Source organism: Devosia sp. FJ2-5-3, from assembly GCF_029201545.1.
Taxonomy (GTDB): Bacteria; Pseudomonadota; Alphaproteobacteria; order Rhizobiales; family Devosiaceae; genus Devosia.
Genome location: NZ_CP104007.1, coordinates 1,286,281 through 1,298,392, shown reverse-complemented (window position 1 = coordinate 1,298,392; position 12,112 = coordinate 1,286,281). Strand labels below are relative to the sequence as shown.

Here is a 12,112-nt window from a genome sequence, read left to right as displayed (position 1 = left end):
CCCAGAGCCTCCAAAGAAAATGTCCCGCCCCGTCGCCACCGCCCTGCTTCTTATTTGCACCATGTTCTGGGGCTTTGCCTTCATCGCGCAGAAATCTGCCATGGACAGCATGGGCCCGCTGACCTTTGCCGGTGTGCGCTATCTGCTCGGGGGCCTGCTCGTGCTGCCGCTCGCCCTTCATGAACGCCGCCGCCGGCCCATCGCGCTCACCCGCACTCATTGGCTGTTCATCCTCGCCATGAGCACGGTGTTTTTCCTCGGCTCCTGGCTGCAGCAGGCGGGTCTGGCCACCACCACCGCCACCAATGGCGGCTTCCTTACCGGTCTCTACGTCTTTTTCGTCCCGCTCCTGGGCTATGTGCTGTTCCGCACCCGCCCCCATCCGATCATCTTCGCCGGCGTGCCGTTGGCGCTCATCGGCATTTATTTCCTCAATGGCGGGGGTCTCGACAGCTTCAATTCCGGCGATTGGCTCATCGTCGGCAGCGCGGTCTTCTGGGCCATGCATGTCATCCTGCTGGGTCATGTGGCCCGCATGACCGGCCTGCCCATTTTCGTCTCCTGCGTCAGTTTCCTGGTCGCCGGCATCGCCGCAAGCGCCATCGCCCTGGGCACTGAGGCACCGACCATCGCGGCCATTTCATCGGGCTGGATGGAAATCGCCTATGCCGCCGTGCTCTCCACCGCGGTCGGCTTCACCCTCCAGGCCGTCGGCCAGGAACACGTCCCCCCGGCCAATGCGGCGATCATCCTCTCGGCCGAAAGCCTCTTCGCGGCACTGGGCGGTGCGCTCATTCTCGGCGAGCGCCTGCCGCTCGTCGGTTATGCCGGCGCCACGCTGATCTTCGCGGCCATCCTGTTGGTCGAGGCCCTGCCCCCACTCTGGGCCCGCCGCCGCAGCCACATCCCCCGCACCACGAACTGACGTGAGATTGCCCGCATCCTTCAATCGGGCGTCAGGCTTCCCTCGGGCTTAACCCGAGGGCCACTTCGCGAGCCCCATAGCGACAACTGGCATGTGGTTAGAGACACTCGGGCGAGCCCAAGGCAAGCTCAGTGCACGTGAAAGCCGCGCTAAAACCTCAACTGTCGACACTCCCCCACAAAGAGGCGTGTCCACTAGGCTGAAGTCCCCTACTGATAGCGATTCATCTGGTAGGTCTTGCACATCACGAAGGCTACGCAACCCTTCAGCGTTATCTGATCCGCGCTCACCTGGGTGATGGTGCCCGCAGCCTTCTGCCCATAGATATTCAGTTCGCCCTTCCACTGGTTGGGACGGGTCTGGACCGCGTGGTCGATCAACATCGTGTTGAGATAGGGCAGGTTATCGGCATTGTCGGCGCCATTGCCCAGCCAGATCAGCTCGGCGCAGAACTGGCTGCCGTCTCCGCACATTTCCACCTTGTAACGCGAATCCCGCATTTCGATTTCCCACACACCATCAGGTGAGGCCATGGCCGGAACGCTGGCAAGGGCGGCAAGGGCGACGCCGAAAACAAATCGAAACATTGGGCACTCCATACAAGAACCAGGCAAATGTGGGCCCCCGCGCCTGAACCGCTCCTGAATGGCGTGGTACCCGCTTTTGTGCTCCACGGCCGGCTTGCTAACCCTTCACCATGATGATGCTGCGCACTCTTGTTCCCATTTCCACATCGTCGCGCTCCTCCGTTTCGCGCCACCCTCGTGCCGTGTAAAAGGCCCGCGCGCGGCTATTGAAGGCCCGCACGTCGAGCCTTGCCGCGCCATCTGCCTCGGCCTCTGCCATCAGCGCCGAGCCCACGCCGCTGCCAATATCGTCGACGGCCACATGGATGGCATGGAGGTAATCGCCGTCGAGATGATACATCCCGGCGATCCTGCCATCGCGCTCGGCCACGACGAATGACCCCAGGCAAGCTTCGACATAGCCATGGGCGGGCATTTCCCTGTCATAGCGGGCGCGGCCCTCCGGGTTCACATGCGGCCCCCAATGCGTCCGCCAGGAATTGTCCAGCAGCATCTTGAGCGCGTCGGAATCGCCCGGCCGGGCCTGGCGGATGAGAAGTTTGGACATGGTCTCCCACAATCTATTGTTGATCCGCGCGCCCCGGCCCTTCATCGTGGGGACACGAGGCGCTATTGGCTTACAACACCAACTTCCGCTCAGGATCAATTCGTGGCCAAGCTCTATTTTTCCTATGCGGCGATGAATGCGGGCAAATCCACGCTGCTGTTGCAGGCCGCCTATAATTACCGCGAACGCGGCATGCGCCCCCTGCTCTATACTTCCGCCCTCTACGCGGAGGGTGGTGAGGGCTTCATCTCCTCTCGCATCGGCATTTCCGAGCCCGCCGAACTCTACTCCGCCGGCGATGACCTCTACCAATCGGTCCGGGACTTCGACGAGGAATCCAAGGTCGATTGCGTTTTCGTCGATGAGGCACAGTTCCTCACGCGCGACCAGGTCTGGGGCCTCGCCCGCGTATCCGACCGGCTGAAGATCCCGGTCATGTGCTATGGCCTGCGCACCGATTTCCAGGGCAAGCTCTTTCCCGGCTCCATGGAGCTCCTCGCGATAGCCGATATCCTGCGCGAGATCCGCACCATCTGTACTTGCGGCGCCAAGGCGACAATGGTTGTCCGCCAGGACATGTCGGGCCGTGTCCTCACCGATGGCGACCAGGTTGCAATCGAAAAATCCGTTTATCTCTCCCTTTGCCGCAAGCATTGGGAAGAGGCTGTTGGCCGCTGGCCGGTGAAAGGACCTGCATGATGATCGTCGAATCCGCCGAACCCGATGGTGCCCTCACCATCCGCACCATCGCCATGCCGGCCGATACCAATCCCGCCGGGGATATTTTCGGTGGCTGGGTGATGAGCCAGATGGATCTGGCCGGCGCCATCGCCGCCGTCGAGCGCGTCAGGGGTCGCGTCGTGACCGTCGCGGTGGAAGCCATGACCTTCATCGCGCCGGTCAAGGTTGGCGATATTCTGTGCGTCTATACCAAGGTCGATCGCGTCGGCACCACCTCCATCACCATCGCCCTCGAAGCCTGGGTGCGCCGCAACCGGCTCGATGACCGACAGAAGGTCACCGAGGCGCGCTTTGTCTACGTGTCCCTTGATGAAAACGGCCAGAAGCGAGCCATACCCAAAGACTAACGTCCCGCTCCCAATCTGAACGAAATCGTTCAGACTGCGTTCAGCCGCCTCATGATTAGTATGGCATCAACAAAACGAAGCCCGTCCCGGAGCAAAGATCGATGAAGTCCGCAAAATTCGCCGCTGCCCTCGCCATGACTTTGCTCGGCGGCATTGCCACGGCCCTCGCCGCCCCGGCGATAACGACCGGCAACGCCAATGTGCGCCAGGGCGCTTCGGCCACCGCCCCGGTGCTGACCTCGCTGCCGGCCGGCGCCACGCTCGATGCCAATTGCTATGATCAGGGATGGTGCCAGGTAAACGGCACCGGCAATTTCAATGGCGTCAGCGGCTGGATTTCCGCTTCGCTCGTGGCCTTCACCGATGGCTCTGCCATGCCGCAGCCGCCTCGTCCCGGCCCGCAGCCCGGTCCCGGCCCACAGCCCCAGCCCCCGCGTCCCGGTGGCAACAATAGCGGCCCCGGCTTCTCGTTCGATTTCAACTTCGGCACGCCGCCGCAGACCCGTCCGCAGCCGTCCCGCCAGTCCGGCGCTTGCTTCTTCACCGAACGCAACTTCCGCGGCTCGAGCTTCTGCGTCGAGCGGGGTCAGGAATACACCCGCATGCCGCGCGGCTGGAATGACGTCATCCGCTCGGTCCAGGTTTTCGGCCGCGCCCAGGTGGATCTCTGCTCTGACAATGGTTTCTACGGCAATTGCGTGACCGTCCGCTCGGACCAGTCGCGCCTGCCCTCGGGTATTGATCGTCGCGTCTCCTCGATCGACGTCTACTAACCGCTCTATCGACGGGTCTGGAACCGATGCCGGTCCAGACCCGTTCTATCCTCACAAATCAAAGCTGAAGCCGGGCTGACGTCTGATTGCGTTGTCACGCCCGCAAGAATTGGCGCAAAGGGATCGTCATGAACCGCTACACCCGCAAGAAATTGCTCAATTTCGCCACCGGCATTGCCGTCGCCGCCACTGCCGTCGTCGTCTTCCTTCCCGCCGCCCAGGCTGCGCCAGGGACCATTACGAGCAATGTGAATGTGCGCTCCGGCCCCGGCACCAATTATGCTGTTGTCGACACCGCCCGCCGCGGCCAGCAGGTCGATGTGCAGCGTTGCGATGGCTCCTGGTGCTACATCAGCAAGCCCGGCCCTGACGGCTGGGTGTCCGCCACCTATCTCAATGCCGGCGGCCGCACCGTAAACCCGGCCCAGCCAGGCATTTCCTTCGGCTTCAATGTCCCCGGCGGCCCCTCGATCAATATCGGCGTCGGCGATCAGCGCCCGCCCGTCGTGGTCCGTCCGCAGCCCGCCCCCGTCAGCGATGTCTGCTTCTACGATCGCACCAATTTCCGCGGCACCAGCTTCTGCATGGGCCCGGGCGAAAGCACACGTGACCTGCGCGACTGGGCCGACCGCATCTCCTCGATCGACAACCCCGGCGGCTACTCAGTTCAGGTCTGCGCGGAAGCCAATTACCGCGATTGCCGCACCTACACCACCAGCGCCACTTCGCTGGGTGATTTCGACGATTACATCATCTCGGTCCGCGTCCGTTGACCCCTTGCTGCGACAGGGCATCGCCTCCTTCGGGAGGCGATGCTTTTTCGCTATGCCTCTTTGACAATCGCCGATGAAGCGTTAATGTCCGCGCCACATTCGCAATCGGACGCTTCAATGAAACTGTTCCAGCGCCTCCTCCTCGCCCTGACGATTATGGTCTCCGTCGTTTCGCCTTCCATGGCGGAATCGGTCACCGGCTCGCATGGTTGGGCTCGTCAGCCCCTCAGCCTGCGCGACGGACCGGGCGCGGCCTATGCGGTCACCGGCAATATCGCCGAAAACGCCGCCATCAAGGTTCTGCGCTGCCAGAAGGTCTGGTGCCTCGTTGATGGCCCTGGCGGGCGCGGCTGGACGTCCCTTGAACGCGTCGGCTTCGGCCTGTCGCCAGAAGGCCCGCTATTTGCCATCCAGCCCAATTATCCCGCTGGCGGCCCCGGCTCCGCGTGCTTTTACACGGGCACCAATTATTCCGGCTCCTCCTTCTGCGCCGGTCCCGGCGAAGTCTTCCCCGATCTGGCCCTGCACGGCGTCGACAACAGCTTCGCCTCAGTCAAGATCAGCGGCAATGTTTCCGCCGCCGCCTGCCGCGAGCGCAAGTTCCACTCCTATTGCGAGCGCATTGTCGAGAGCCAGCTGGTCCTTGATCGCTATCTGAACCGCAATCTCTCCTCGATCCGCGTCTACTGATCCATGAGCTTGGTTGCCCTGGCCGCAACCGTCCACGACCCCATCGGTCGCCTCGCAGAGGCGACCGTTTCCTTGTCGGGGCCCCTGCGTTCCAGTTTCGCGCACCTCGCCTTCAACGTTTCCGACGCCACGGATCCCAGAACCATCGACGCCCTGGGCCAGACCGGCGGAGCCATTATGGTCCACCCCGCCAGCGAAGCCATGATCGGCAAGGCGCGGCGGGATGCCCTGGCCTTGGCCGGAGCGGAAAATGCGGCGCTCTATACCGATTTCGATCATGTCCTGCGTTGGCTGCATCACGGACCGGGCGATCTGCAGCGCGTCCTCGACCTGCAGCCAGATCTCGATTGTCTCGTCGTCGGGCGTTCGCCCCGGGCCCTTGCGGCGGAGCCCCGTCGCCTTCGCGAAACCGAGGCGCTCGTCAACCACGCCCATGCCCTGCTGACCGGCGACAATTGGGATCTGATGTTCGCCATTCGGCGCCTCTCGCCCCGGGCCATCGCGTTGATAGTCGCTGAGAGCCGGGTCGATACCCTCGCCAATGACGTGGAGTGGCCACTTCTGGCGCGGCGCGCCGGCCTCTCGCTCGGCTATACCCAGTCCGACGCCCTCTTCTACCGAACGCTGGAGGAATTCGGCGCTGACGCGGATAGCGGGGACGAAGACCCCGTGCAATGGATCCGTCGCCTCGAATTCGCCGCCCAGCACGCCAGCGCCATGCGCCGGTTCGTGCCGGGCTGAACTCCGGCTCAGGCCACGAGCGGGAACACCTGCCGAACCCGGTCATCGCGCATCCACAGCGCCACCCACACCGCAATGCCCAGATAGATGCTGAACAGGGTATGGCTGAAGAGCGGATTGTCGACCCGCAGATTGGCCGCCAAAGCTGCGCCCAGCAATCCCGTGGTCAGCACGGCACCCAGCAGCGCCGTGCGCGGAATGAGAAAGAGGATCACGCATCCGATCTCGATCGCCGCGATCAACGGCAGATATTTGATAGGCCAGCCCACCACTTCCATCGGCTCCAGTGCCGCCTCGATCCCCATGATTTTCGGCCCCGCCGAGGCGATTGCCAGGAACAGCCCGATCAGCCCGCTCAATACCCAACCTGCAATCTTCATCTTTGTCTCTCCCGCGGCGGCCCCTTGCCCCGCCCTGTGCTCACGACGAACGAGCCGCCTCGATCCAGACTCGCCCGACAGGGCGCTCGCAGCCATTTTGGCAAGAAAGCACCCCGCCTTTATTTCGCCGTCAGACTTTCCTTCAGTTCAACGGCATCAACACAGAGGTTACACCATGGGCTTCCTGGACGATATCAAGGCCAAGATCTTCGGAACTCCCGCATCTGCGGCCATTCCCGTCGCCGCTGCGAAGCCGGCGGCCGCACCCGCCTCGTCACCAGCGGCCCCGGCCGCCGCCACGGCCCCCACTGCCGCGCCCTCCCCGCAGCAAGCCCCGGCCAACGCCGGACAGCCAGCGCCTGCCGGCACTGCCCCGGCTCCATCGGCTAGTCCAGTGGCCGCCACGCAGGTCGATGTCGCTGCAATCCTCGATGCCGCAGTCGCCGCATCGGGCCAGACGCTGAACTGGAAAACCTCCATCGTCGACCTGCTCAAGGCAATCGGCGTTGATTCCTCCCTGACGGCGCGCAAGGAACTGGCCGACGAACTCGGCTATAGCGGCGACAAATCCGACAGCGCCACGATGAATATCTGGCTCCATAAGCAGGTCCTCGCCCAGATCGCCGCCAATGGCGGCAAGGTGCCCGATACGCTTCTGGATTGAACCCTTCACCTGGGCCTGCTGGCGCCGCACGCCAGCGGGCCTCAGGGGCAATGGGGGCCAACTGAGCTGGCTTCCCGAGGGCATGAAAACGGCATAGATTTGCCCAGCGGCACGGCAGATCGAGATCCCGTGCCCGCTCTGGGAGGAGCTTCATGCCAAACATATCAAATCTCTATTTCCGCACGGCTATATTATTCCTGATCGCCGGGATCGGCCTTGGTCTGATGATGTCGATTAGTGGCGAGCACAACGTCATCGGCGCGCACGCCCATATCAACCTGCTCGGCTGGGTCACCAGCGCGCTGTTCGGCGGCTATTACGCATTGAACCCGGCCAAGGCCGCGGGCCGCCTGCCGATGGCGCAATACCTCGTCTATACCGTCGGCGTCTTCGTCATGAGCCTGTCGCTCTATTTCCTGCTTCTGGGCAATGCCGCCATGGTGCCGATCGTGGCCGGCAGCTCGCTGCTGACCTTCCTCGGCGTGCTCATCTTCGCCTGGATTGTCTGGTCCCCAGCACCCAGCGCCGCCCGCTCGCCTCTGGCCGCCTGACATCTGATATATCCGGCCTGTCGTGATATCAGGCAGGCCGGATTGCCCGGCTGTGGCTCAGTCTTCCGGCGATCTGATCCGCGCGTTTGATCCCTCGAGCGCCCAGGCGGGGTCCATCGGCTCAACCCGGTTCCGCCCCAGATCCTTGGCCAGGTAGAGCTGGCGATCGGCATTGGCGATCATCTGGTCGAGCGTTTCCGTGCCGCTGCGCAACTCGGCGACACCCAGGCTGATCGTTACGCCTTCGGGCACACCCTTTATGGCGGTCGCGGCAACGCTGGCCCGCAGCCGCTCTGCCAGGCCGCAAGCCGCTCTGAGCCCCGCAGCGGGAAGCAGCACGATGAACTCTTCCCCGCCCCAGCGGCAGAAGACGTCCCCCGCCCGCAGGCCCTGCCGGCAGACATTGGCTACCACCATGATCGCCTCGTCGCCCAGGGCATGGCCATAGCTGTCGTTGAGACGTTTGAATTTGTCGATATCGAGCAGGATGATGCTGGCCGACTTGCCATTGGCCGCACTCTCCGCGAGGGCCAGCCGGGCCCGTTCGAGAAAATACCGCCGATTGCCCACCCCGGTCAGCGGATCGGTTTCCGACATGGTCACGAGCGCAGCCCGCGCCTCGGCCAGCTGGTAGAGCAGCGAAAGCACCGCGGCGCTGATCGGCGGTGCAATGATCAGGGGCGCCACGGCCGAGATGTAGAGCCGCTCCTCGACCGGAACATGGGGCATGAAGACTGCATTGGCAAACCAGGTCATCAACACGGAGGCAACGACGCAGAGCATGGTGATCGCGGCCACGACCCGCCATTTGCCCACACGGAGCAGCCAGGCATTCAACCGTGCCTGAAGATCCAGACGACCAAACCCAATCCCATGTCCTCCTGCCTCGACCATCTTAAGCCAACACATCTTTCGGAATTTTTTGCATCGGGCCAAGGACCCAATTGACGGGCGCATTCTGTGGGCTCCCATCCGACTGGTGCCGAGAGCAGATGCCGCCATCTCCGATTGGCATCTGATGAAGCCTGCCGATTCTACTATGCTTGCCCTATCGGTCCCCTGCTGGGGATAACTTCGGCAAAAACTCCGCTTGGGGCAGCGCGAAACGACAATATCGACGCCGGCGACGGCCAGTATAGCGGCGCGTTTTGCTTTGCCGCTCTAGGGACCCGCCCAGCAATCGATCTTTCAGCCGGCGCTCCTCTTGGTCTTGCAGGCAATCCGGCAAAGACTAGACCGCAGCGACAAGCGGCTCGTGCGACTTTCGGTCTCGTCTCAATGCTCTGCTCCGGCCGGCGCGATCACGCGAATGTGTGCCGACGAGCCACGATCGAACGACCGAAACCAAAAACGTCCATTAATAGTTTTTTACGCCCAACGTCTTACGCCCTTCGGCGAGGAGACGACTCTGCCTGACATGGAAATACTCCCCGGCTGCCAGTAGGGCTGCGTTCGCGCGCCACGGCTTTTGGAGAGGATTTCTAATGGTACACATCACGCGAAAGCCCGTCGTCGCAGTGCTGAAAGAGACGGCGCAGGGCGAACGCCGCGTGGCGCTTGTGCCGGCAGACATCGGCAAGCTCAGCCAATACGACATCGTCGTTGAGGCAGGCGCAGGCCTGAACGCCGGCTTCATCGACGACGACTACACCACTGCGGGCGGCCGGATTTCGACCCGCGCCGAAGCCATTGCCGGCGCCGACCTTGTCCTTTCCGTGCGCGCGCCCGATTTTGCCGGCTTTGTCCCTGGCAAGGTGCTGATTTCGCTCGGCGGACGCGACACTGCCGTCACCGAGGCGGCCGCCAAGGCCCAGATCCTCCATCTCGGCATGGAGCGCCTCCCGCGCATCACCCGCGCCCAGAGCATGGACGTCCTCTCCTCCCAGGCGTCCATAGCCGGCTACGCAGCCGTACTCGAAGGCGCCCGCTACCTCGACACCCTCCTGCCGATGATGACCACGGCTGCCGGCATCGTTCGCCCGGCGAAGATGATCGCGCTCGGCGCCGGCGTTGCCGGCCTTCAGGCCCTCGCCACCGCCCGCCGCCTCGGCGCCGTCACCTATGGCTTTGACGTTCGTGAAGCGGCCCGCGAGCAGGTGGAAAGCCTTGGCGCCGAGTTCGTCTTCCCCGACGTTCCCGACGCAAAGGCCGAAGGCACCGGTGGCTATGCGGCCGCCCAGAGCGACGATCAGCAGGCCCGCCTCCGCCGCGCCCTGACCGCCTCGCTGTCGCGCACAAATCTGATCATCACCAGCGCCCAGATCCCCGGCCGCGCCGCGCCCATCCTGATCGACGATGAAACCATCGCCGCCATGACCCCGGGCACGGTGATCGTGGACATGGCTGCCGAAACCGGCGGCAATGTCACCATCACCCAGCCCGACGAAGTCGTGCGCCACGGCCGCGTCACCGTTCTGGGCCCGACCAATCTGCCGAGCGCCGCGCCCACCGATTCAAGCCGCCTCTACAGCGGCAATATGCGCACGCTTCTGACGCACCTCTGCAAGGACGGCGCGCTCAACCTCACAGCCGGCGACGAAATCCTCGATGCCCTCGCTGGCGGCCAGGCAATGCCTGCTCGCGCGGCCGCTTAACCCGGAGGCAGGATCATGCCCGAAACGACAATCATCCAACTCTTCGTGTTCCTGCTGGCCAGCTTTGTTGGCCTCATGACCATCCACCGCGTCCCCCCGCTCCTGCACACCCCGCTGATGGCCGCCACCAACGCCATGTCCGGCATTTCGCTCGTGGCATCGCTGGTTCTGGCCGGCGCCAATCACGGCTGGCTCGGCACCATTTTCGGCACCATCGCCGTGGCCATGGCCATGGCCAACGTCGTCGGCGGCTTCCTGATCACCGACCGCATGCTGGCCATGTTCAAGTCCGACAACAAGAAGGCCGATAAGGCAGCGAAATGACCGATATCTTTATTCAGCTCGCCTACCTTGTAGCGGCATTCTTCTTCATCAACGCGCTGCGCGTGCTCGGTCGCCCGGAAACGGCGCGCCGCGGCATGCAGATGGCCGCCCTCGGCATGCTCATCGCCGTTGTGGCAACGCTCTTCCACGCCCGCATCATTGAATATCAATGGATCGTCGTCGGCATCGTCGCCGGTGCCGCCATCGGCTATCCGCTCGGCATGTTCGTGCCGATGACGGCCATGCCGCAGCGTATCGCCATCAGCCACGCCTTCGGCGCGCTTGCCGCAACCCTCGTGGGTCTGGGCGAATACCACCACGGCTTCACCACCAATCACCTCGATAGCGGCCACGTTGCCGCCCTCGCCCTCGAAGTGCTGCTCGGTGGCCTGACCGTGACCGGCTCGATCATGGCCGCCGGCAAGCTGCAAGGCTGGTTGCCGCAAAAGCCGATCACCTTCCCCTTCCAGAACATCTCCAACTTCATCCTGCTCGGCATCGCCGTCGCCGGGCTGGTCTGGATGATCATTGTTCCCGATGCCTGGCCGATCTTCATCGTCATGCTGATCGTGTCGCTGGCCATCGGCGTGCTCATCGTTCTGCCGATCGGTGGCGCCGACATGCCGGTGGTGGTCTCGCTGCTCAACGCCTATGCCGGCCTTGCCGCCGTGGCGACCGGTTTCGCGCTCAACAACAACATCCTGATCATCGTCGGCGCACTCGATGGCGCCAGCGGCATCATCCTCTCCATCGCCATGTCCAAGGCCATGAACCGGTCCTTTGCCAACGTCCTGTTCGGCGCCTTTGGCTCCGACGCAACCGCCGCTGCCGCCGGCCCGGCCGGCGCGACCGGTGGCGAAATGTCCGCGGTGTCGTCCGAAGACGCTGCCCTGCGCCTCGCCTATGCCAAGCGCGTGGTGATCGTCCCCGGCTACGGCCTCGCCGTCAGCCAGGCCCAGCATCAGGTGCGTGAGCTTGCCGATCTCATCGAAAAGCGCGGTGGCGACGTAAAATTTGCGATCCACCCCGTTGCCGGCCGCATGCCCGGCCACATGAACGTGCTGCTCGCCGAAGCCGGTGTGGCTTATGACAAGCTCATCGACATGGACGAGATCAACGAGAAGTTCGCCGAGACCGACGTCGTGCTCGTCATCGGCGCCAACGACGTGGTCAACCCGGCTGCCAACACCAACCCGTCCTCGCCGATCTACGGCATGCCGATCCTCAAGGTCTCGGAAGCCCAGAGCGTCATCGCCATGAAGCGCGGTCCGGGCAAGGGTTTTTCGGGCGTCGAGAACGATCTGTTCTTCGACCCCAAGACCTCCATGCTCTTCGGCGACGCCAAGCAGTCGCTGATCCAGCTCGCCGCCGAAGTCAAGGAAGCCTGAAACTTCTCACAGCGCCAACACCTCCCACACCGCAGCCCCCGGCTGCGGTGTTTTCGCATTTGCGGTCCGAAGGCCGGGTCAACCCTG

General features: G+C 63.6%; 16 protein-coding genes. 12 read left to right on the top strand and 4 right to left on the bottom strand.

Annotation, left to right across the window (positions count from 1 at the left end; genetic code table 11):
* Nucleotides 1–19: 19 nt before the first annotated feature.
* Nucleotides 20–925: a DMT family transporter gene (locus tag N0P34_RS06250; protein WP_275606154.1), complete on the top strand. Its 906-nt coding sequence runs from the start codon at nt 20–22 to the stop codon at nt 923–925.
* 209 nt (nt 926–1,134) lie between these two features.
* Here the strand turns inward: N0P34_RS06250 and N0P34_RS06245 are convergent, their stop codons facing one another.
* Nucleotides 1,135–1,512 (bottom strand): DUF2147 domain-containing protein, encoded by a 378-nt coding sequence (locus N0P34_RS06245; protein ID WP_275606153.1) that lies wholly within the window; start codon nt 1,510–1,512, stop codon nt 1,135–1,137.
* Nucleotides 1,513–1,609: 97 nt separating this feature from the next.
* Complete coding sequence (locus N0P34_RS06240) at nt 1,610–2,059, bottom strand: GNAT family N-acetyltransferase (RefSeq protein WP_275606152.1); 450 nt, start codon at nt 2,057–2,059, stop codon at nt 1,610–1,612.
* Between the two features lie 102 nt (nt 2,060–2,161).
* On the opposite strand from N0P34_RS06240, the gene N0P34_RS06235 reads away from it, so the two are divergent.
* The 6 genes from N0P34_RS06235 to N0P34_RS06210 all read left to right on the top strand — a co-directional run bounded on the left by N0P34_RS06235 (nt 2,162) and on the right by N0P34_RS06210 (nt 6,124).
* Complete coding sequence (locus N0P34_RS06235) at nt 2,162–2,758, top strand: thymidine kinase (protein ID WP_275606151.1); 597 nt, start codon at nt 2,162–2,164, stop codon at nt 2,756–2,758.
* Complete coding sequence (locus N0P34_RS06230; RefSeq protein WP_275606150.1) at nt 2,758–3,147, top strand: acyl-CoA thioesterase; 390 nt, start codon at nt 2,758–2,760, stop codon at nt 3,145–3,147. The genes N0P34_RS06235 and N0P34_RS06230 overlap by 1 nt, the downstream gene beginning before the upstream one ends.
* 101 nt (nt 3,148–3,248) lie before the next feature.
* The gene (locus tag N0P34_RS06225; RefSeq protein ID WP_275606149.1) at nt 3,249–3,920 is read left to right on the top strand and encodes an SH3 domain-containing protein; all 672 of its coding nucleotides are present in this window, start codon (nt 3,249–3,251) and stop codon (nt 3,918–3,920) included.
* A 128-nt stretch (nt 3,921–4,048) separates the two neighbouring features.
* Complete coding sequence (locus tag N0P34_RS06220; RefSeq protein ID WP_275606148.1) at nt 4,049–4,693, top strand: SH3 domain-containing protein; 645 nt, start codon at nt 4,049–4,051, stop codon at nt 4,691–4,693.
* A 117-nt stretch (nt 4,694–4,810) separates the two neighbouring features.
* Nucleotides 4,811–5,383 carry an SH3 domain-containing protein gene (locus N0P34_RS06215; RefSeq protein WP_275606147.1) on the top strand — a complete coding sequence of 191 codons (573 nt, stop codon included), beginning with the start codon at nt 4,811–4,813 and terminating at the stop codon, nt 5,381–5,383.
* 3 nt (nt 5,384–5,386) lie between these two features.
* Nucleotides 5,387–6,124: a hypothetical protein gene (locus N0P34_RS06210; protein WP_275606146.1), complete on the top strand. Its 738-nt coding sequence runs from the start codon at nt 5,387–5,389 to the stop codon at nt 6,122–6,124.
* A gap of 8 nt (nt 6,125–6,132) precedes the next feature.
* On the opposite strand, the gene N0P34_RS06205 is transcribed toward N0P34_RS06210, so the two are convergent.
* Entirely contained in the window at nt 6,133–6,504 is a 372-nt protein-coding gene (locus N0P34_RS06205; protein ID WP_275606145.1) for a DoxX family protein, read from the bottom strand.
* Between the two features lie 175 nt (nt 6,505–6,679).
* Between N0P34_RS06205 and N0P34_RS06200 the strand changes: the two genes are divergently transcribed.
* Together N0P34_RS06200 and N0P34_RS06195 are read left to right on the top strand one after the other, a co-directional pair.
* Entirely contained in the window at nt 6,680–7,168 is a 489-nt protein-coding gene (locus N0P34_RS06200; RefSeq protein ID WP_275606144.1) for a DUF3597 domain-containing protein, read from the top strand.
* Nucleotides 7,169–7,320: 152 nt separating this feature from the next.
* Entirely contained in the window at nt 7,321–7,719 is a 399-nt protein-coding gene (locus tag N0P34_RS06195) for a hypothetical protein (RefSeq protein WP_275606143.1), read from the top strand.
* A gap of 57 nt (nt 7,720–7,776) precedes the next feature.
* Here the strand turns inward: N0P34_RS06195 and N0P34_RS06190 are convergent, their stop codons facing one another.
* On the bottom strand, nt 7,777–8,556 hold the full coding sequence (locus N0P34_RS06190; protein ID WP_275606142.1) for a GGDEF domain-containing protein: 780 nt from the start codon (nt 8,554–8,556) through the stop codon (nt 7,777–7,779).
* A 647-nt stretch (nt 8,557–9,203) separates the two neighbouring features.
* Here N0P34_RS06190 and N0P34_RS06185 point away from each other — a divergent pair.
* From N0P34_RS06185 to N0P34_RS06175, 3 genes are read left to right on the top strand one after another with little or no spacing between them, the layout of a single operon-like run.
* Nucleotides 9,204–10,313: an NAD(P) transhydrogenase subunit alpha gene (locus tag N0P34_RS06185; RefSeq protein ID WP_275606141.1), complete on the top strand. Its 1,110-nt coding sequence runs from the start codon at nt 9,204–9,206 to the stop codon at nt 10,311–10,313.
* A 15-nt stretch (nt 10,314–10,328) separates the two neighbouring features.
* The gene (locus tag N0P34_RS06180) at nt 10,329–10,637 is read left to right on the top strand and encodes an NAD(P) transhydrogenase subunit alpha (protein ID WP_275606140.1); all 309 of its coding nucleotides are present in this window, start codon (nt 10,329–10,331) and stop codon (nt 10,635–10,637) included.
* Complete coding sequence (locus N0P34_RS06175) at nt 10,634–12,025, top strand: NAD(P)(+) transhydrogenase (Re/Si-specific) subunit beta (RefSeq protein WP_275606139.1); 1,392 nt, start codon at nt 10,634–10,636, stop codon at nt 12,023–12,025. Before N0P34_RS06180 ends, N0P34_RS06175 begins: the two co-directional genes overlap by 4 nt.
* Nucleotides 12,026–12,112 lie beyond the last annotated feature (87 nt).